The organism is Listeria fleischmannii subsp. fleischmannii LU2006-1 (assembly GCF_000344175.1).
Taxonomy (GTDB): Bacteria; Bacillota; Bacilli; order Lactobacillales; family Listeriaceae; genus Listeria; species Listeria fleischmannii.
Genome location: NZ_ALWW01000014.1, coordinates 1 through 21,669, shown reverse-complemented (window position 1 = coordinate 21,669; position 21,669 = coordinate 1). Strand labels below are relative to the sequence as shown.

The following is a 21,669-nucleotide window of genomic DNA, read 5'->3' as shown; positions in this document are numbered from 1 at the left end:
CTTAGCGCATCAATACATAGTCAGCGTTTTCATACTTTTGTTTCGCCAATTTTTCAATTTCTTCCCACTCTTTTTTGGAAAAAGTGTAGTTTTTCAAGCTAATATTGAATTTAGCTTCAAATCCTTTTTGAAATGCGCGCCGTACGGTTTTAATATCAATTTCTTCCTGAAGCGCTTCATAAAGGCCGACTGCTTTTTTCGAAAAAGCGCGTTTCATTCGCTCTCGTATTTTTTCATTTGCAAAAATAAAAAGATCAAATAATACATCTTCGTTTTGTGTTAACGGAATTGAACCATGTTGTAATAAAACGCCCTGCAATCTAGCTTGGGCACTTCCAATTAGCTTTTTTTGCTGCCAAGTAATTTCATACCAAGAGGGCTCTTCAAAACAAATCGCGGTACCTTGTGAATGTTTTTTAATCGGCTCTGCAAAGTCTGCGGCTACATTTAATTCATTTAGCCCCATTAGTAAGGCTTCGGAAATCGTTTTATGTGCTGATAAAATTGTTTTTGGTATGCTCGGGTGTTTTTCATCAATAACAAAACTGTATGTAAGTTCATGGTCATGTAAAACGGCTTGACCCCCAGTTTGGCGTCTCACCATCTCAAAACCGTGTTTTTTTACGTTCTCTTTATTAATTTTTCCGTCCGTACGTTGAAAATACCCGACTGAAAGCCCTGCTGGTGCCCACTCATAAAATCGAAGTATTGGCGGCAGCTTTTTTTCTCTATGCCAATCCGTCAGTTTTTCATCAATAGCCATATTAATTGCTGGTGTCAATGCCCCATTTTCTATTAGCAGCCATTCTTCCTTCATTTTTTTCTCCTTTATTTCATTGTGATTTTTCTCTTCAAGCTTTATACTAAAAAACAGTAGGAAAACAATCAAATGAATATTTGCATATTTCATTGAATTTAGGGGGAATCATAATGGAATTCGGAAAGGCTATTCGGCAACTGCGGCGCAACAGGGACTGGACACAAAAACAACTCGCTGACGGAATATGCTCCCAAAGCTTACTAAGTCGCATTGAAAAAGGAATTGAAAATCCAAGTGTTTTTGTCATCTTTCATCTTTGTCAAAAATTGGGGATTACTTTGGACGAATTGCTTCACAAAGAGGAATTCTCCTCGCCATTTTCAAAGTTAAAGACAGAACTTTTTTCTTTATACAGACAAAATGATTTTGAAACGATTTACACGCTTTTACATAAAAAGAATTTTTCATTGTTTGAGGCGTATCATGAAACTCACTATTATAATTTTTTTCTGGGGGTTTCTGAATTGGTTTATAAACAAAATGAAAAAGCGGCGCAAATTTATTTATCCCAAGCCGAAAATCAAAAAGGGGAGAAATTATTTACGACGCTTATAAAAAGTTATTTGGCAAAAATTTATGCGAAACAAAATGAAGAGGTTTTAACTTTAGCAACATTAAATGCTTGTTTGAATCAGCTGAACCAGGCGACTTCACATGAAAAACAAAATCGCTTAATGCCTAATATTTATCACAATTTATGTATGACATACTTATTTTTAAACCAACCTAAGCAAGCTATTCTATACGTTAATTTAGGGATTGAATGCTGTAAGTCGCAGCAAAATACGTATCAACTTGTTCTATTAATTTTTCGTTCTGGGCAAATTTTTATGCACTTAGATCGAAAAAAAATTGGGATGAAGCGAATGAACGCTGCCATTGATTTATCTGAACATATTGATCCGTCGCTAACAGAAAAGCTAGGATATGAAAAGCAAAATTGGCGAAAAATATGCGAATATGCATAAAAAGATACTTCTTTAGTTTTTCGTTTTCTTTTTTAATAGCCAAACAATTCCAATGATGAGAATGACCATTATGACAACCATTGTAATGGGTATGAAGGCCGTTATATTTTCAATCATACTTTCACTCCTTATTTTTATGTATTTTTCTGATAATTGAAACTGAATTTTTACATTGATTTAAAATTATTCTGGCAAGCTACGAATTAATTGTCAATTTAGGTAAAAAGTAATTTTTTATCATTTAAGGTGATTTTTAACTAATTAAAATCATTTTTGTTTAGCAATATTAATTTTTTCAACAAAAAAAGAACCATATTTTCCAATTAAAAGTTTGGAATCTATGGTTCTTTATTTTTTACATCAAATGATTCATATGGCCGATTTCCATGACCCAATAAGAGCCGAGAACAACGACAATCGCAATGAAAGCTGCGAAGAGAATGTTGCCGACTTGAATTTTGCCGTCACGACCTTCCGTCATATGCATGAACATAAGCAGTTGTAAGGCTGCTTGAATGAATGCAAAGATGAAGATAATGACCACTTTCACGCTGTAGTCGAGTGTTGAGTAAAGTGCTACCCAAACTGCTACGAGCGTAAGGATGATGGATAAAATAAAACCAATGATATGTTTCCACGGAACACCCGCTTCTACATGTGCGCTATTTGTATTTTTATTTTCCGCCATTTTAGTTCACCATCCCTAACAGGTAGACACCCGTGAAGATGAAAATCCAGACAACATCAAGGAAATGCCAATAAAGGCTTGAAATAAACACTTTTGATGCTGCACGTGGCGTCAAACCGCGCATTTTTATTTGAATTAAAATAAAGGAAATCCAAAACAAACCGATTGTTACGTGGGCACCGTGAGTACCAAGTAAGACGAAGAATGCTGACCAGTAAGAACCAACTTTCATCGTTACGCCTTCCATCACATAGTGAGCAAACTCATAGATTTCAAAACCTACGAAGCCTGCACCTAGAAGAAGTGTAATAATCGAATAAACCATCAACATTTTGGTATTACCCTTACGCATTTCTCCAATCGCTAAACCACAAGTGAAACTACTTGTAAGGAGCAAGAACGTCATGATTAAAACGAGGTGTAGCTCAAACATTTCAGCTGGTGGATGCCCTGCATTAGAACCAGCTTTCATCATTACAAAATACGTTGCAAAGAGCGTCGCAAACAGCGCAATCTCGGCACCAAGGAAAATCCAGAAACCTAAGATGTTCAGTCTACCTTGCTCCGATTGATATTCTAATGGAAGCGAAGAATTCGTTTTTACAGATTCCATGGGTTACCCTCCTTTATGCCCGTTTCGCGTTCGCGTGCATTATGTTCTTCCGTTGCAATAATTTCGTCCACTTCAACATGATAACCATCGTCTTTTTGGAAAGAACGATAGACCATACATCCGAGAACGCCTAATCCTCCAAGGATTCCAATCCAGTACCAGTAAAATACCAGACCAAATGCCGCAATAAAGAAGAACACAGCCATGTTAAAACCTAGCATTGTATTACTTGGCATATGAATCGGCTTATAATTTTTATCATCTAAATAAGATTTTCCTTCTTGTTTCATTTTGTAGAAACCGTCAAGATCATTCCATTCAGGTAAAATCGCAAAATTATATTTCGGTGGAACCGCAGAGCTAGTCGCCCATTCAAGCGTACGTCCGTCCCACGGATCACCTGTAACTTCACGTTTAGAATTTTTATAGCTATAAACAATGTTCCAACAAAGAATCAGGAATGCAGCCCCCATGAGGAACGCCCCAATTGTTGAAATAAAGTTTAAAGTTGTCCAGCCATCACCTTGTACATACGTGTAAAGACGACGAGGCATACCATCAAGACCTAAGAAATATTGTGGGAAGAAACAAACATTAAATCCTACTACGAAAACCCAGAAGAACCATTTCCCAATTTTCTCGTTTAGTCTGTACCCAACCATTTTTGGATACCAATAAATCAAACCAGCAAAACAAGAGAATACCGTACCCGCGATTAATACATAGTGGAAGTGAGAAACTAAGAAGTATGTATTATGGTACTGATAATCCGCTGCCGCCATCGCCAACATAACCCCAGTTACACCGCCAATTACAAAGTTTGGGATAAAGGCTAGTGACCAAAGCATCGGTGTATCAAAACGAATTTGACCTTTGTACATCGTAAAGAGCCAGTTAAAGATTTTAATCCCCGTTGGAATTGCAATCATCATTGTTGTAATCGAGAAGAACGAGTTAACAAGCGCTCCTGAGCCCATTGTGAAGAAGTGATGGACCCAAACAAGGAAACTCAATATCGAAATAACAACAACAGCTGCGACCATCGCTGGATAACCGAATAATTTCTTACGTGCAAAAGTTGAAATGACTTCTGAAAATATCCCGAATGCCGGCAAAATAACAATGTAAACTTCCGGATGTCCCCAAACCCAAAATAGGTTGGCCCACATCATTGGAAGCCCGCCGTTCGCCAGTGTAAAGAAGGCTGTCCCGAATAAACGGTCAAAGGACATTAGTGCTAAAGCTACCGTTAAAACTGGGAAAGCAAAGATAATAATCAAACTTGTGATTAAAATCGTCCAAGTAAACATTGGCATTTTCATCAGCGTCATGCCTTTTGTTCGCATTCGCATAATCGTGACGAAGAAATTAATACCCGTCATTAGCGTACCAATACCCGCAATTTGCACCCCGAGTAAATAGAAATTTATACCGTAACCGGCACTAAATTCTTCAGCTAGTGGTGCATAGTTTGTCCAACCAGCGTCAGGTGAACCACCAATAACAAATGATAAGTTAAAGAGCATTGCCCCCATAAAGAAGGTCCAGAAACTTAAATTATTAAGGAACGGAAACGCTACGTCCCGTGCTCCAATTTGAAGCGGTACAGCAATATTCATAAGACCAATAACAAACGGCATTGCCATAAATAAAATCATGATGGTACCGTGTGTAGTGAAAACTTCATTGTAATGCTGCGCATCTAAAAATTCCATACCTGGTAAGGCAAGTTGTGTACGCATCATAAGCGCATCGACGCCGCCCCGGAAGAACATTAGTACTGCTGCTAATAGATACATAATTCCGATTCGTTTATGATCTACAGATGAAATCCACTCTCTAAAGAGCCATTTCCATTTTTTTGTATACGTGAGTAACACGACAATCCCGATGCTGACGAGTGCAATTGAAACCTGTGCACCTAAAATCAGAGGGTCGCCAGTGATGATAAACTCATTCCATTTCATGTTCAAAAGCCCCCTTTTTTATTCGCCCGCGTCATCCGATTCTTTTTTATTGAACTCGTTTGTTTGAATATCATCTTCCATTTTCTTCATTTCGTCATCATAATGTTTGTCAGAATGGTAACCAGAACCATTTTTAATAATCATTGGATCCATATTATGACGTTCAAATTGTGGATTTGTAACTGTTACAGGACGAGCCGGTAATAATGGCTTATCTGAAACATCCACTTTTACATTTGGATTATGCGGATTCGTTAATTCAAAGCCATAACGTTTATACGCATAGAAAACATATTCTGGATCTGCTGCCGGATCAACAAAATCGTAATGCGTACCAGAGAATGTTTTTTCTTTCGAACCACCTGGAATTAAAAGCTTGTCGTAAACATCTTGCGTTAGCTTCGGTGATTTTTGAGCTTTTTTAGTCCAAGCTGCAAAATCGTCTTCTGATTGTGCGATAACATTAAAACGTTGCTCGTGGAAACCTTCACCGTTAAAGTTAGAATTGCGTCCTTTAAAAGTTCCCGCTTCATCTGCTTGCAGGTAAAGATTCATTGTCATGCCTGTCATGGCATATTTTTGACCACCAAGTTGTGGTACCCAAAAGCTCGTCATCGTATCAACAGATGTCAGTTTAAATAAAACTGGACGATCAGTTGGAATATGTACATAGTTTACAGTTTCGATACTTTCTTCTGGGTAACTGAAAAGCCATTTCCAGTCAACACTTGTCGCATAAATAACGACAGGGTCTTTGTGAGAAGTCACTTTCGGTGCTTCTTCACCGGCATAAATTGTTTTTACAGTCGGAATAGCAAGTGCAATAACAATAACAACTGGAATTAATGTCCATAAAATTTCCAGTTTTCTGCTACCATGCATATCCGGTTCATAATTTTTTGGGTTTTTGCGTTCACGATACTTAAATAGAATAATGGTGAACAAGACAAAAAATTGTCAAAACGATAATAAGCATAAAAATAATAGAATACAAAATCAAATCGCTTTGACCTTTTGCTACAGGCCCTTTTGGATCTAGTACTGTTAAATCACCACAACCGCCTAGTACGCCAACAGTAGCGACTATTATCGTTAGTAGGAATGATTTTAGTAACTTCGACACCCGAATCCCCTCTTTTCCTTTTGATGTGTATGTTTTGTGTGTATTTTGCGCAAAAATACAACTTCTAAAAAAACCGTTTAGAAATCCCTTTTAAGTTGTATATTCGACATTTATCACAAACTTTTAAAGCATTTCAAAAACACTATGTTCATACTCGCATTCCATTATAGCTGATTTTTCTTGTTTGTTCAAAAACTAGGCATATGATTTTTTTCACAAACTATAAAAAATAGACCTGTTAATAGGCCATACCCTAAAACAAGTCTATTAATTACACATTTTTAATTTGAATTTCTCCAATTTGAAACGGCAGGGGCTTTATACCTACTTCAGCCCATTTAGTCACTACTTTGTCTGCTAACTCTTGATTTGGGATAAGCGCAATCCCGCAATCGCCTCCACCTGAACCAGAAGATTTCCCTACGCCCGAATAGCTTTCAGACACATCAGCTAGTTTGGATAATAATTCCGTTTCAATATCTACACCAGCATTTCGACCTAATTCTCGTAAAATTTTACGATTTTCTAAGAGTGCCGCAAATATAGCTTTCTCATTTTGCTCACTCATGCCTAATAAAAACTTTTGAACCGCTTTTTCTGATTGAACTAGAAACTTAGCATATTTTTCAGGCTGTTCTTCCTTGAAAAGTTGGATTTCCGCAACTAAACGACCTGTGCTAACCGGATTACCCGTCCAACCCACTAAAAATGGCATTTTAAAGTTAGGTAATTTTTTAATTTTTAATTTTGGCCAAGGATTCGCCAAAAACCAGGCTAGTGATTTAATCGGCAAATGCATTTTAACCCATTCCTGATCAAAAGTGGTATACGCAATTAAGCCGCCGTATAAACACGAAGCAATATCCCCACAAGATCCGTTTCCTTGAACAACCAGGTGGGAAAGAGCGGCCATTTTAAATTTGGTGAGCAAATCGGTGTCAGGCGCAAATTTTTCCATGATGCCAGTTATCATTGCCGTTGTAACAGCAGCACTTGAACCTAAACCAAATTTTATACCATCGTCATTTACTAATTCCGTTTCAATGGTTATTTTAATCGGCGAAAGGGCAATTTTACGAATTTTTAAATAGGCGGTCGCTGTATTAATCGCTAGCGCGGTAAAATCAAAATGTTCACCTTCCGCTTTTAATTCCCCCCCGAGCGGCCATGAAATCGCGTCATCATAGTGGGGAATAATCAACTCATTTTTTGGGGCATCTTCAATTGTGAGTGTGATATAACGATCTACAGCTGTCAAAATGGCAGTATGTCCTGATTCAACAACTGCGTATTCACCCGCAATATAAAGTTTACCTGGAACCTTCACTTGAATTTTAGTCAACTTGAATCACCTTTGCTCCCTCACCAGCGTGACAAATATACACATCTTTAACTAATTTTTGCATTCGACTAGAAACCATTTTTTCATTTTCACGCAAACAAATAATCTTCACATTTGGTCCCGCATCCATCGTAAAATAAGCGGGAATTCCTTCATCACGAAGCTTGCGAACTTCATCCATGACTGTAAGTGACGCCGGGCTAAAATACGTAAACGGTGGCTTCGCTCCAAGCGTTGTTGCATGCATTTTCATCGCATTATGTTCTAAAATCTCGCCAACTTCTACAAACTTTCCGGATAAAAACGCGCTTTTAATGTTGCGCAAATCTTCTTCCGCCGTTTGAATCCATTCATGAAAGAATGGGGAAGTTAAAACGGTGGATTTCATACCATCACGACTTGAAACGGCTTTTTCGGCATCCGAAACAACCGCCACCACAACCGCCATTTTTTCAGTTAAGGGGCTATTAAATGGTACTGCATAAGAATCTAGACCATCTAAACGCGAGCCTTTTTCCCAAATGGAAAGTCCACCAAATAGCGACCGAGCAGCGGAACCTGATCCACGTCTTGCAAGCCGCGACAAATTGGCCAAGTCATCTTGACGACCTAAAGCAGCAGAACCCGCTACTGCGAGTGCCGCAAAAGCAGATGCGGATGAGGCGAGTCCGGCGGCAGTAGGTACATGATTAACCGAATCAATTTTTGCAAAATAAGGGATGTCTAATTCAGCACGCAATATTTTTAAAAACTGCGCAACTTTAGCGTCTTGTTTAATTTGGCCGTTTAAGCTAAATAAGTCATTTTTCGCGTCTTCCATCCATTCCACAGACGTCTCCGTATAAAATTTATCCAAAGTGATTGATAGGCTGCTATTGGCTGGTAAAATTAGATTTTCATCGCGTTTTCCCCAATATTTAATGAGTGCTATATTCGTGTGAGCTATCGCTGTTGCTTTCATGATTACCTTCTCCAATCGTAAAAATCCAAGCTTCGGCAGCACCTGCAATTTGTAAGGCTTCGGCGACTTTTTCAGCTTGACTTGAATCAGCGACTAACGAAACCATACAACCACCTCTGCCGCCACCTGTTAGTTTTGCACCTAGAGCTCCGTTTTCTAAAGCAACACGAATTAGCTTTTCAAGACTTGTGTCGCTAACTGTTAACTGTTCTAAAAGATTTTGAGCTTTATTCATTTCTGCACCAATCAATTTTAAATCCGGATTAGTTTCAAGTTGCGTTCTTATTTCCCGGGAAATATTTCCGAGTTCTGTGATAAGTGGGCGATATTTATTTGGATTTTCTTTTAGTAGCCTCCCCACATCGCTTACGGCTGAACGCGTTTCACTTGGTATTCCTGTATCTGCAACCACTAAATAAATTTTCTTTTTTAAAATGAAGCGGCTCTAATGTTTTATTTTTTTCAAACCAAATTGGCTTGCCGGTGACCACTGTGACTGCATCGACGCCGCTCGGATTGCCATGAGCAATTTTTTCAGAACGATTCACAAGTTCGAGTAATTCGTCATTGGAAATGGTTTTTCCGAAATAAGCGTATAAAGCGCGAGCAATGCTTGTCGATACGGCTGCACTTGAACCGAGTCCTCGGCCAATCGGCACTTCACTTAAAACGCGAATTAAAACGGGGGCATCGCCAAGTTTAGTCAAAATCGAAACCACCATTTGTTTGATTCCCTCTAGAAAATCGGGCATATTTTTTAATCCACCTGTATAAAAAGCAGATGAAAATTTTGTTTCTTTTTCTGTTTGGATAACTTCTGTTTGAATGACCGCTTGTGTAAAAGGGACTGATATTGCCGGTTCCCCGTAAACAACAGCGTGTTCACCGCATAAAATTAATTTTGCTGTAGCACTTCCAGTCGCCAATCGGCTCCATTCCTTCCTACATTAAAATAATGTTGTAACAATCCACGGCGCTGCGTAAAGCGTCATAAAGAGCACGCCAAAATTTATTCCAAGTCGGCTTAAAGCTCCTGAAACAATTGCTACAAGTAAAACTCCCGCCATATTTATAAAACCGCCATCCATGTAACTTAACATCATCACAAGTGCGATAAATAAACCTAAAATGGCTTCATGTGGGATGTACTTGAATACAAAACGACAAATTTGTTGGGAATACTTCATGATAACATAATATGTTAGTCCAAGTCCCACTACAGAACCGATAATTGTCGCTGCAGTAAATTCTGACATTGATAAAAGATGGTGCATATTTTTATCTAAGGTAAAAACAGGCGGGGCGTTAAATAGCGGATTTGCTGGTCCAATTGCAACAGGAGAAAGGGGCACTCCAAGTGCAATTAACGGAATTAAAAGTCCAGCTAAGTAAGTAGAATGGGCAAGGCCTTCCATACTCGCTAACGCAATTTTAGCCTTTTTAATGGGATCCTTTACACGACTTACAACGCCTTCTCCAAACAAAACAGTCATGCCAACTGGACTCATAAAAAAGGTAAAACATCCAGCAAGTGAAGTCCCAATGGTGGCCCATGATTCTTGTTTCGTTAACACTTTAAATGGATTAGGAAATCCTTTTTGTTTGCCAACGTTTGCAATCGTAATTTCCCTTTTTGAATGTTTTTTGAGCGTACTACGATAATCTTTGTTAAGTAAGGATAGGATGCTAAAAATCATTGGCCCAATGGTAATTCCAAGAAAAAAAGAAATCGTAATCGTTTTTTCTTCTGGGATGGCGCCAATTCCCCAGTACAAATAACGTAGTCCTTCAATTAACAAACCGAAGGGTAAGATAGCTAAAATCGAGAGTATTTTATTTTTACTCATAAGTGCTAAGAAGATGGCCCCGACAAAGAAGACGGGCGCTGCATATTTTGTAATGACTTCGGAGAGTGGAGCGAGTAGTGTGGCAAGGGCTAAACTAACGGGCACCGCAATAATGGTTCCGATAGCGGCACCTGACGCCATTTTTCGAATTCCTATGACAGACTGTCCTGCTTTTTTTAATGTTAATCCATATGGAACCATAGGCGAGGCCATAACGCCGCCTGGAGTCCCTGCAACGGCCACAGGGACCGCATCTGTTAAATTTAGTGTTACGACAGCCGACACAAAAAAAGCGAGCACAACCATCGGAGAAACGCCTAATAGAACGAGGGCAAGTGTCACAGGTGCTAAAACGGCTGTTTCATCAGTTCCAGGAGCAATCCCAATAATTGTATAAATACCAGCGGCTAAAACGGAAGCTAAAATCATTTCGATGACGAGTTGAATAGTCATTTTTGATTTTCCTCCGTTTCATCGATTTCTTTTAAAATGCGCTTGGGTTTAATGATAATACTTGAAATAATAAACCCTATAATTGCTCCACCTAAGCCAAAAAATAAGGGCATTGGAGCTTTATTAGGTGCGATAAAATAACCACCCATTGTAAAAATAACGCAAATAAGTATGGCGATAATTAAATCTTTTATATGAACAAGATCTGCCCAAATTTCAACATTTTGAGCTTCTTCTTTCTTTTTAGTCATTCTTTTTCCTGCTTTCCAAAATAAATTGCAATTGAGGTTTTCAAACTGCTACTGATAATCATAATCATTTATCAATTTTTTTTCAATATCTGCAAAAAAAAAAGTTCCAAGTAAGTTAAACTTACTTGGAACTTACCACTTTTATAAATCGTCGCTTGGACCCTCTTCAAAGCTCTCATCTGGAACTTCCGTTTTTAATACTTGCGGGTCATCTTCTAGCTCTTCTTCTTCATCTTCTTTTGGAACTTTAGCTACTGTGGCTACTTTTTCATCCTCATCTAGGCGAATTAATTTCACTCCCATAGCGCTACGTCCTGTTTGAGAAACTGTATCAACTTCAAAACGAATGAGTACACCGCTAACTGTCATTAGCATAATATCTTCCTCACCAGTGACTGTTTTCATTGCGACGAGACGTCCATTTTTCTCAGTAATAGAAACCGTCTTCACACCCATACCACCACGATTACGAAGTGGATACTGTTCAGCAGCTGTTTGTTTTCCGTAACCATTTTCCGTTACCACAAGAACTTTTTCATCATCTTCAAGAATTTCCATACCAATAACTTCATCATCAGAACGAAGACGAATACCACGAACTCCGGCTGCGGTTCGACCCATTACACGAATATTATCTTCTGGGAAGTAAATGGATTGACCGTCTTTTGTAGCAATAATCATATTTTTATGGCCATCCGTCATTTGAACAGAAATCAATTCATCATTTTCACGAAGTTCAACCGCACGCAACCCGCTTTGACGAATCTTCGCAAATTGTGAAAGTGTCGTTCGTTTTACAACACCATGTTTCGTCGTAAAGAATAAATAGCTGTCATCAGTAAACTCACTTAAATTAATTACAGCATTGACTTGTTCTTGACTTTCAATTCCGAGTAAATTGATGATTGGAATTCCTTTTGCTGTGCGTCCGTACTCTGGAATTTCATAGCCTTTTGCACGATAAACTTTCCCTGTATTAGTAAAGAAAAGTAGGGTGTCATGCGTACTTGTAGCGACAAGATGTTCTACAAAATCATCTTCATGTGTCGACATACCTTGAACACCACGACCACCACGACGCTGACTTCTATACGTTGAAAGTGGTAATCGTTTGATATAACCACGTTTCGTTAAAGTCACCGCAACTTCTTCTTCTGGGATTAAATCCTCGTCTTCAATACTAACAAGGTCTCCCGTTAAAATTTCTGTACGGCGTTTATCCGCATATTTCAATTTAATTTCTTCTAATTCTTCACGAATAATTTCTAAAATACGTTCTTCATCCGCTAAAATAGCTTTTAAATCTGTAATTAACGCAATTAGATTTTGATATTCTTCTTCAATTTTTTCACGTTCTAAACCAGTTAAACGTTGCAAACGCATATCCAAGATAGCTTGTGCTTGTTTATCTGAAAGACTAAATTGTGTCATTAAACCTTCTTTAGCCGCCTCAGTAGTTTTTGAACTACGAATAAGTTGAATCACGGCATCAATATTGTCGAGCGCTATACGCAAACCTTCCAAAATGTGGGCACGTGCTTCTGCTTTACGAAGTTCAAATTCCGTACGACGTCGAATGACAACCTTTTGATGTTCTAAATAGTGATATAAAATCTCTTTCAAATTTAAAACTTTTGGATGATTATTAACTAAAGCAAGCATGTTAATACCAAATGTTGTTTGAAGTGCCGTCATTTTATAAAGATTATTCACGATTACGCTTGCACTAATATCACGACGGACTTCAATAACAATTCGCATACCAGAACGGTCTGATTCATCATTTAAATCTGTAATTCCGTCAATTTTCTTTTCACGCGCTAATTCAGCAATTCGTTCAATCAAACGAGCTTTATTTACTTGGTAAGGTAGTTCTGTAATTACAATTGTTTCTTTACCATTTGTTTTGGTTTCAATATCAACGCGTGCACGAACAGTTATGGATCCACGGCCTGTTTCATAAGCACGACGAATACCACTACGTCCCATAATCATACCAGCAGTAGGGAAGTCAGGTCCTGGAATATGTTCCATTAAATCACGAATTGTAATTTCTGGATCGTGACTAAGCGCTAGAACTCCGTCAATAACCTCACCAAGGTGGTGAGTAGGAATATTCGTTGCCATCCCTACAGCAATACCCGAAGAACCATTCACTAACAAGTTAGGGAAACGAGCAGGTAAAATGACTGGTTCTTTTTCAGATCCGTCATAATTATCTACATAATCAATTGTGTCCTTATTAATATCTCTTAAAAGTTCCATTGAAATTTTAGACATTCTTGCTTCTGTGTAACGCATAGCCGCAGCCATATCACCATCGACTGATCCAAAGTTTCCGTGACCGTCTACTAGCATGTTACGATAACTAAAATCTTGCGCCATACGAACCATTGTGAAATAAACAGCTGTATCACCATGAGGATGATATTTACCAATTACTTCGCCGACAATACGTGCGGATTTTTTATAAGCCTTATCAGAAGTCATCCCTAAGTCGTTCATCGCATATAAAATACGACGATGAACGGGTTTTAAACCATCACGAACATCTGGAAGTGCACGTGCCACGATAACACTCATAGCATAATCGAGGAATGATGTCCGCATTTCTTTATTTAGATTCACTTCAGTTATTCTTTGATTTGGTGTTTCTGCCATTTTAAGCGAAACCTCCCTTTCCGTTTGTCAAGCATATTCCAATTATTTCCCGGGAAATAATTTAAATATCTAGATTTTTAACGTACTGTGCATTCTCTTCAATAAATTTACGTCTTGGCTCCACTCGGTCACCCATCAACATTTCAAATGTTTCATCGGCATCAATCGCATCATTTATACTTACTTGTAGCAATGTTCGATTTTCCGGATTCATAGTTGTTTCCCAAAGTTGCTCTGGATTCATTTCTCCAAGACCTTTATAACGCTGAATGCTATATTTTTCGCCGTCTAAATCTGCTAGGTAATTCTCTAGTTGTTTATCGGAATATACATACTCCACTTGTTTCCCGTGTTTAATTTGGAAAAGAGGGGGTTGAGCGATATAAATATAACCGGCATCAACAAGCGGGCGCATATAACGGTAAAATAATGTGAGTAGGAGCGTACGAATATGCGCACCATCCACATCGGCATCCGTCATAATGATGAGTTTATGATATCTTGATTTTGATACATCAAAGTCACCACCAAAACCTGTACCCATTGCTGTGAAAATAGTTCGAATTTCTTCGTTCGCTAAAATCTTATCTAAACGGGCTTTTTCCACGTTCAATATTTTCCCACGAATTGGTAAAATAGCTTGGAATAAACGGTCACGTCCTTGTTTTGCCGATCCACCAGCAGAGTCTCCCTCAACGATATAAAGTTCGCTAATTTCAGGATTTCTAGAAGAACAGTCCGCTAGTTTACCAGGTAAGCTTGAAATTTCAAGTCCACTTTTCTTACGGGCTACTTCACGAGCACGTTTAGCAGCTAATCTTGCTCTCGCAGCCATGACGCCTTTTTCAACCATTTTTTTACTCACATCTGGGTTTTCCATCATAAATTTATTAAGTGCTTCTGAAAACAGTTTATCGGTAATTGAACGAGCTTCAGAGTTTCCTAATTTTGTTTTTGTTTGCCCTTCAAATTGTGGATCTGGATGTTTAACAGAAATAATTGCAGTAAGACCTTCGCGGACATCCTCACCAGATAGGTTTTCGTCGCTCTCTTTAAACAGCTTATTTCGTCTTGCATAATCATTAATCACACGTGTTTAATGCGGTTTTAAAGCCTGATTCATGTGTTCCACCTTCATACGTGTGAATATTATTGGCAAAGGATATGATGGAGCTTGAAAATCCTGTATTGTATTGCATCGAAACTTCAACCATAATCCCGTCACGTTCACCTTCAATATAGATAGGTTCCTCGTGAATAACTTCTTTTGCACGGTTTAAATGTTCCACATAGGATTTTATTCCGCCTTCATAATGATATTCATTTTTTGTTTCATGATCAGCACGCTTATCTTCAATAGAAATTTTTAATCCACGGTTTAAAAAGGCTAATTCGCGCGTACGTGTACGAAGTGTATCATAATCAAACTCTACTGTTTCCGTAAAAATTTCTGGGTCTGGTGTAAAGTGAACAATTGTTCCACGATAATCCGTTTCTCCTTGATTCTCCATATCCATGACCACATTACCACGTTCAAAACGTTGATAGAATTTTTCACCATCACGATGAACTGAAACTTCTAGACTTGTTGAAAGGGCATTAACAACAGATGCACCAACACCATGTAGACCACCTGAAACTTTATATCCGCCGCCGCCAAATTTACCACCAGCATGAAGTACCGTAAAAATAACCTCTACTGTAGGACGACCAACTTTTTCATTAATCCCAGTTGGAATCCCACGACCATTATCTTGTACTGTAATACTGTTATCATGTTCAATCGTAATTTCGATTTCTGTACAAAATCCAGCAAGTGCTTCGTCAATTGCATTATCTACAATTTCCCATACAAGATGGTGTAAGCCGCGCTGACTTGTTGAACCGATATACATACCTGGACGTTTTCTAACAGCTTCTAGACCTTCTAAAACCTGAATCTGATCATCACTATAATCGGATGCATTTTCTTGTACGTTTGAAATATTTTCTTCTGACATTTAAGTTCCACCGCACTTTCTTTATTTCTAAAATTATATCAACCTTAAATTAGGATTTCTTTATATGACCTTGTTCCACCATATACGTTTTGGCTTTCGTTAAAGTATCGTGATTAATCCCACTAACACTCGTCGTCGTAACAAAAGTTTGTACCTTTCCTTCAATCGCATTAAGCAAATGTGACTGTCTAAAGTCATCCAGTTCACTTAAAACATCATCCAGAAGGAGCAAAGGGTATTCATTTGTTTCCTCATGAATTAAATCAATTTCAGCAAGCTTAATAGATAGCGCCGTTGTTCGTTGTTGCCCTTGAGAGCCGAATACTTGTACATTTTGCCCATTAACATAAAATAGAGAATCATCCCGATGTGGTCCAATAAGTGTTACACCTCGGTCGATTTCTCTCTGCCGAATCGTTTTCATTTTTTCGATTAAAGCTTGGATGGAATCTCCTTCTTGAGCTAGCGTAACGGAAGGTTGATACAAAATTTCTAGCGTTTCAAGTCCTCTTGAAATATCATGATGAATAGGTGCTGCATAACTTTCCAATTTTCTAATAAACGCATCACGCCGTTCAGTGAGGCGAACCGCCACTTCCGCAAATTGCTCCGTCAAAATATCAAGCATCACTGTATCATAACTTTTCTTTATTTGAGCACGTTTTAAAAATTGATTTCGCTGGTGTAAAATTCGCTGGTATACACTTAAATCGTGTAAATAAACAGGTTGCATTTGTCCAATTTCCATATTTAAAAATCGGCGACGAACGTTAGGCGCGCCTTTTACAAGCGATAAATCTTCAGGCGCAAACATGACCACATTTAAATTTCCCACATATTGGCTCAATTTTTTTTGCTCCAAATGATTTACTTTTGCCTTTTTACCTTTACTAGAAATTGTAAGTTCGAGTGGTACGCTTTGACCATGCTTCATAATTCGACCTTCAATTTTTGCCGCATCTTTATTCCATTCAATAAAATCTTTATCATTCGTGGTTCGGTGTGATTTCGCTAAAGCTAAAATTAAAATGGCCTCAAGCAAATTGGTTTTCCCTTGCGCATTTTCACCAAGAAAAACATTGACAGTAGGGGCGAAATCGAGTGATAACTCTTCGTAATTCCGAAAATTTCGTAAAACAATATTTTCTAAATGCATGTTTTTACACCATTAAGATGCCTGTTCAATTTTTACTTTTCCTTTTCCAGGAATGAGTACGACATCACCATTTCTCAGTTTTCTCCCACGTCTATTATCCTGCTCGCCGTTCACATATATCGGATGTTCGCTTAAGAACGCTTTCGCCATCCCACCAGTGCTTACAACATCAAGCATTTGCAGCAGTTGCCCGAGTGTCACAAATTCACGGTCAATCGTTATTACATTAGCCAATTTTTCACACCCAATCTTTTTTATCTCTACCTTCTATTTTACTAAACTTTAGACATAATTACAAAGTTTATTTTCATATAACCCAATTATAGCTTTTTTTACTATTTCTAGTGGGGGGATATTATTTATTAAAAAACTAAAAAAAACGCCTTCTGTGACGTTTTTTAGCTTTCATTGTTTTTTCGTATAACTGCTTTTCTTTGCCAAGCACCCGATTTGTAGCGCCAAAGTCCAAGTGCCGTAGCTGTTACCCATGCAACCGGAGTAGCCCACCATAAACCTTGATATCCCATGATTTTAGAAAGAGCAAAGCCAATAACAAGTCTCGAAACGAGTTCAAAAATACCCATCATGAGTGGCACAAGAGCATCACCTGTCCCGCGGAGTGTTTCTCGAACAACAAATAAGATGCCAACGACCACGTAAAACAGAGAAACGATAAGCAAATAGCCCATTCCAATTTCAATAACTTCTTTTTCTTTTCCGTCTACAAAAAGAAGCAAAAATTGTTTAGCGAAAAGCTGAACGATAATTGTAATAATCAAACTTGTTATGGTGACAACTTTAATGCCCGACCAAAACCCTTTTTTAACACGATCTAACTTTCCTGCTCCAACGTTTTGTGCGGCAAATGTGGAAGAGGCTGCGCCAAAAGCTATTCCTGGTTGATAGGTGAGGGAGTCAATTCGGCTGGCAGCGGTATAGGCAGCTACGACTGTTGCCCCAAAGCCGTTAATTAAACTTTGAATGGCCATATTCCCGATGGAGATGAAAGCACCTTGAAGCCCTGAAGGCAAACCAATACGAATCATTTCCTTCAAAAGTGGTTTATGTATTTTAAATCTTTGGCGTTCTATTCGCATGTAAGGTACATGTTTATAGCCATAATACAAGCAAAGCATGGCCGCGATAACTTGTGAAAGAACGGTTGCCCATGCTGCACCTTGCACGCCGTAGTTCATCCAGACAACAAAAACAAAATCTAAAACGATATTCATCAGGGATGAAAAAATGAGAAAGAGTAGTGGTGTAATTGAGTTTCCAAGCGCTCTTAAAATCGCGGAAACACCATTGTATAGGCTCATCGGTAAAATTCCGATAAATAGGGTGGTTAAAAAAACAGTTGCATCATCCATAATATTTTCAGGTGTGCGAAGTAGTATGAGTAATGGTTTAGCTAAGACCAAACCTAAAATGGTGAAAATAATGCCTGTTACAAAAACGGCAATTGAAGCGGTTGCAATTACATCTTTTAATTTATTGTAATCTTGGAATCCAAAGTACTGGGCAACTACGACTGCAATTCCACTCATTAAGCCGATAATAAGAGAAATCATAAAAAAATTAATGGCACCAGTTGAACCTACAGCGGCCAGTGCATCAACACTCACAAATTTTCCAACAATTACTGCATCAATCATAATGTAAAGTTGTTGTACTAAATTTCCTAAGAGCATTGGCATTGCAAAATAAAAAATTAATTTGGTAGGATTTCCTTTTGTCATGTCTTTTATCAAAACGTAAACACCTCATCAATAAGAAAACCCACCAAAATAGGTGGGTTTATAATTAATACGTACGAACAGGTGTAATCAATTGTAAAATTTCATTTGGATTGGCTGCATCTTTTGGTCGAATAACAAAAGGCCGCATGGTTCCAGCAAAAGAAACTTGGATATCATCACCTTCGAAAGCGCGCAGTGCATCCATCATATATTTACCATTAAACGAAATTTTTAGTTCTTCACCTGTGAAACTTTGGCTAAATAGTTTTTCAGAAACATTTCCAATTTCTGGAGAGTTAGAAGAAACTTCCACTTGCCCATTTTCAAGTGTGGTTAACTTTATCACATTATTTCGATTTTCTCGTGCAAGTAAGGAAGCCCGATCAATCGCTTGTAAGAAAGCTTTTGCATTAATCACAAGCTCAGATTTTGTGTCAGTTGGAATTAAGCGAGACGTATCAGGATAACTGCCTTCTAAAAGTCTGGAATAAAACAGTAAATCTTTTAATTTAAATAAAATTTGATTATTGGCTAATACCATTTCGATGGATTCAGTCGCATCATCTAAAATTTTATTTAATTCCGCTAAACTTTTCCCTGGAATTACAATATTATATTCTTCATTAATTTCAGATTCAAGTGGAATTTCGCGTAACGCAAGTCGGTGACTATCTGTCGCAACCGCAGTTAACGTATTATTTTTAATAATCCAATTAACCCCTGTAAGTACAGGTCTAACTTCAATAGCAGAAACCGCAAAAACGGTTTGACGAATAATATTTTTAAGTACATTAATTGGAATGCGAATTTTTTTACCATCCGATACTTCTGGCAGTTTAGGGTACTCTAGCACATCTAAACCATTAAGTGTAAAAAAGGCTTGACCGGAACGAATCGTCGTTTGATTGTTTGTTGTTACTTCAATTTCTACATTTTCATCAGGTAAACGTCGTACAATGTCTCCAAAATATTTTGATTGAAGCACAATACCACCAAATGATTCTACTTCTACAACCACTTCATCATTTTCAATAAGTGGAATAAAGGCTTCGATTGAAATATCAGAATCACTACCTGTTAAAGTAACGCCCTCATCATTTACCATCATTTTGATTCCCGTTAAAATTGGAATAGTTGTTCTTGAGGTAATGGCCCGTGTTACTTCATTTACAGCTTGAACTAAACGGTCACGTCTAATAACAAATTTCATAAAAATCCCCCATCATCATTTTTTGAAAAAGCTTTAATTAATTAATAAAAAATCGTAGTAATAGTAATAGGCACTGTGAATATGTGGATAAGTATAAAAAGGCATGTTTCTAGAAAGTTTTCCACATGTTGATAAGATGTTGATAAGTAAGTTTCAGTTGTCCACATATTCACATCAGTCAATTATCTTTTTATACGTTTTTACGTAAGTTTTTTTCAATTTCATTAATATCATTTTTAAGTGACTGATCACTTTTTAAAAGCTGTGAAATTTTTTCGTGCGCATGAATAACGGTTGTATGATCACGACCACCGAATTCATCGCCTATTTTTGGAAGTGAGGCATCTGTAAGCTCGCGTGAAAGATACATTGCGATTTGTCTAGGAAACGCGATACTTTTTGTTCTTTTTTTCGCTTTAAAGTCTTCTAGTTTCACATGAAAATATTCGCCCACAACTTCTTGGATTCTACTGATTGTAATCACAGTTGATTTGGAGTTAGGGATAATATCTTTTAAAGCCTCAGCGGCAAGACCAGCTGTAATGTCTTTATTCACTAGGGAAGAATAGGCTACAACGCGAATAAGTGCTCCTTCAAGTTCTCTAATATTGGAATCAATTTGATTCGCAATATAGAGCATCACTTCATTTGGAATATCAAGTCCATCCGCTTTTGCTTTTTTTCTTAAAATGGCAATACGGGTTTCAAGATCCGGTGGGGTAATGTCTGTAATGAGTCCCCACTCAAAACGAGAGCGTAAGCGGTCTTCTAATGTTGGGATTTCTTTTGGTGGGCGATCACTTGAAATAATAATTTGTTTTTGCTCATCATAAAGTGTGTTAAATGTATGGAAAAACTCTTCTTGAGTTCCTTCTTTCCCTGCTAAAAATTGGATATCATCAATGAGTAACACGTCTACATTACGGTATTTTGTCCGAAATTCTTCGGTTTTATTATCCCGAATAGAACTAATAAATTCATTTGTGAATTTTTCACTTGATAAGTACATGACATTGGCGTTTTCTTTGTGCTGTTGCACATAATGTCCTACTGCATGCATAAGGTGAGTTTTTCCTAAACCAACACCGCCGTATATAAATAATGGATTATATGCTTTTGCAGGTGCTTCAGCTACAGCAAGAGAAGCTGCGTGAGCAAAACGATTTCCAGAACCAATAACGAAAGTATCAAAAATATATCTTGGATTTAACATATGTTTTGTATTGTCAGGATCACTCTCATCTAAAGCAATTTGATTAGGTGGAATAGGTTTATAATCAAAATTTTCATCTTGTTCCCCGTCAATAAAACGAATCTCAAATAGTGTACCTGTGACATCTTGTAAAATATTCGCAATGAATTGTGTATAACTTTTTTCAAGCCAATCACGTACAAAATTATTAGGAGCTGAAATAATGAAGGTATTATTTTCTAACGAATGCGCTGTTGTCGACTTCATCCATGTATCATAACTAGGTTTACTCATATTTTTTTGGACAATTTGTAGCACATCAGACCAAATATCTTCAATAGATTGCAAAAAACTCCCCCCTCTACGATATTTATAAAAATAAAAAGTTTAGGTTGAACTTATCCACAAGATAAAAAAACGGTGGATAAAGATATCCCAACCCTGTTTAAAAAATATCCACAATATTAAATAAAGTTGTGGATAAGTTTAGTTTTCCCCAATTTATTTTCTCTTCAACACATGATATATTATCAAAAAAAAGCTTGAATAGCAAGGACTTTCAAATTTTATCCCCAAACTTATGCACTTGTTAAAAAAAGTTTTCCACAGCATATGTAATTGTGTATAACTTGTTAAGTAGTTCTCTGTATAAATTTTAACAAAAAAATAATTAATCCA

General features: G+C 37.6%; 17 protein-coding genes and 2 pseudogenes. 1 reads left to right on the top strand and 18 read right to left on the bottom strand.

Annotation, left to right across the window (positions count from 1 at the left end; translation table 11 throughout):
* Window position 1: 1 nt before the first annotated feature.
* Window positions 2–817, bottom strand: a complete 816-nt coding sequence (locus LFLEISCH_RS05855) for a lipoate--protein ligase family protein (RefSeq protein WP_007474133.1) — start codon at window positions 815–817, stop codon at window positions 2–4.
* A 113-nt stretch (window positions 818–930) separates the two neighbouring features.
* On the opposite strand from LFLEISCH_RS05855, the gene LFLEISCH_RS05850 reads away from it, so the two are divergent.
* Window positions 931–1,788 (top strand): helix-turn-helix domain-containing protein, encoded by an 858-nt coding sequence (locus LFLEISCH_RS05850; protein ID WP_007474131.1) that lies wholly within the window; start codon window positions 931–933, stop codon window positions 1,786–1,788.
* A 355-nt stretch (window positions 1,789–2,143) separates the two neighbouring features.
* Here LFLEISCH_RS05850 and qoxD read toward each other — a convergent pair whose 3' ends face one another.
* From qoxD to dnaA, 17 genes and pseudogenes are all read right to left on the bottom strand, one after another.
* Window positions 2,144–2,476 carry a cytochrome aa3 quinol oxidase subunit IV gene (gene qoxD, locus LFLEISCH_RS05845; RefSeq protein WP_007474129.1) on the bottom strand — a complete coding sequence of 111 codons (333 nt, stop codon included), beginning with the start codon at window positions 2,474–2,476 and terminating at the stop codon, window positions 2,144–2,146.
* A 1-nt stretch (window position 2,477) separates the two neighbouring features.
* The gene (gene qoxC / locus LFLEISCH_RS05840; RefSeq protein ID WP_007474127.1) at window positions 2,478–3,089 is read right to left on the bottom strand and encodes a cytochrome aa3 quinol oxidase subunit III; all 612 of its coding nucleotides are present in this window, start codon (window positions 3,087–3,089) and stop codon (window positions 2,478–2,480) included.
* Complete coding sequence (gene qoxB / locus LFLEISCH_RS05835; protein ID WP_007474125.1) at window positions 3,077–5,056, bottom strand: cytochrome aa3 quinol oxidase subunit I; 1,980 nt, start codon at window positions 5,054–5,056, stop codon at window positions 3,077–3,079. Before qoxB ends, qoxC begins: the two co-directional genes overlap by 13 nt.
* An 18-nt stretch (window positions 5,057–5,074) precedes the next feature.
* Window positions 5,075–6,179, bottom strand: a pseudogene (qoxA, locus tag LFLEISCH_RS05830) (cytochrome aa3 quinol oxidase subunit II).
* A 271-nt stretch (window positions 6,180–6,450) separates the two neighbouring features.
* On the bottom strand, window positions 6,451–7,521 hold the full coding sequence (locus tag LFLEISCH_RS05825) for a phosphomevalonate kinase (protein WP_007474120.1): 1,071 nt from the start codon (window positions 7,519–7,521) through the stop codon (window positions 6,451–6,453).
* The gene (gene mvaD / locus LFLEISCH_RS05820; RefSeq protein ID WP_007474118.1) at window positions 7,514–8,482 is read right to left on the bottom strand and encodes a diphosphomevalonate decarboxylase; all 969 of its coding nucleotides are present in this window, start codon (window positions 8,480–8,482) and stop codon (window positions 7,514–7,516) included. Before mvaD ends, LFLEISCH_RS05825 begins: the two co-directional genes overlap by 8 nt.
* On the bottom strand, window positions 8,439–8,894 hold the full coding sequence (locus LFLEISCH_RS15855) for a mevalonate kinase family protein (RefSeq protein ID WP_241432881.1): 456 nt from the start codon (window positions 8,892–8,894) through the stop codon (window positions 8,439–8,441). The genes mvaD and LFLEISCH_RS15855 overlap by 44 nt, the downstream gene beginning before the upstream one ends.
* On the bottom strand, window positions 8,866–9,408 hold the full coding sequence (locus tag LFLEISCH_RS15850; RefSeq protein WP_241432880.1) for a GHMP family kinase ATP-binding protein: 543 nt from the start codon (window positions 9,406–9,408) through the stop codon (window positions 8,866–8,868). The genes LFLEISCH_RS15855 and LFLEISCH_RS15850 overlap by 29 nt, the downstream gene beginning before the upstream one ends.
* Window positions 9,409–9,429: 21 nt before the next feature.
* Window positions 9,430–10,782: a tripartite tricarboxylate transporter permease gene (locus LFLEISCH_RS05810; protein WP_007474116.1), complete on the bottom strand. Its 1,353-nt coding sequence runs from the start codon at window positions 10,780–10,782 to the stop codon at window positions 9,430–9,432.
* Entirely contained in the window at window positions 10,779–11,033 is a 255-nt protein-coding gene (locus LFLEISCH_RS05805; RefSeq protein ID WP_007474114.1) for a hypothetical protein, read from the bottom strand. Before LFLEISCH_RS05805 ends, LFLEISCH_RS05810 begins: the two co-directional genes overlap by 4 nt.
* A 141-nt stretch (window positions 11,034–11,174) precedes the next feature.
* Window positions 11,175–13,694 carry a DNA gyrase subunit A gene (gene gyrA, locus LFLEISCH_RS05800; protein WP_007474111.1) on the bottom strand — a complete coding sequence of 840 codons (2,520 nt, stop codon included), beginning with the start codon at window positions 13,692–13,694 and terminating at the stop codon, window positions 11,175–11,177.
* Between the two features lie 61 nt (window positions 13,695–13,755).
* Window positions 13,756–15,694 (bottom strand): annotated as a pseudogene (gene gyrB / locus LFLEISCH_RS05795) (DNA topoisomerase (ATP-hydrolyzing) subunit B).
* Between the two features lie 49 nt (window positions 15,695–15,743).
* Window positions 15,744–16,850, bottom strand: coding sequence for a DNA replication/repair protein RecF (gene recF / locus LFLEISCH_RS05790; RefSeq protein ID WP_007474109.1), 1,107 nt, complete (start codon window positions 16,848–16,850; stop codon window positions 15,744–15,746).
* 12 nt (window positions 16,851–16,862) lie between these two features.
* Window positions 16,863–17,027: an RNA-binding S4 domain-containing protein gene (locus tag LFLEISCH_RS05785; protein WP_373852515.1), complete on the bottom strand. Its 165-nt coding sequence runs from the start codon at window positions 17,025–17,027 to the stop codon at window positions 16,863–16,865.
* A 221-nt stretch (window positions 17,028–17,248) separates the two neighbouring features.
* Complete coding sequence (locus tag LFLEISCH_RS05780) at window positions 17,249–18,601, bottom strand: MATE family efflux transporter (protein ID WP_007474105.1); 1,353 nt, start codon at window positions 18,599–18,601, stop codon at window positions 17,249–17,251.
* Between the two features lie 52 nt (window positions 18,602–18,653).
* The gene (dnaN, locus tag LFLEISCH_RS05775; protein WP_007474103.1) at window positions 18,654–19,799 is read right to left on the bottom strand and encodes a DNA polymerase III subunit beta; all 1,146 of its coding nucleotides are present in this window, start codon (window positions 19,797–19,799) and stop codon (window positions 18,654–18,656) included.
* A gap of 190 nt (window positions 19,800–19,989) precedes the next feature.
* Window positions 19,990–21,339 carry a chromosomal replication initiator protein DnaA gene (dnaA, locus tag LFLEISCH_RS05770; RefSeq protein WP_007474100.1) on the bottom strand — a complete coding sequence of 450 codons (1,350 nt, stop codon included), beginning with the start codon at window positions 21,337–21,339 and terminating at the stop codon, window positions 19,990–19,992.
* Between the last annotated feature and the right edge of the window lie 330 nt (window positions 21,340–21,669).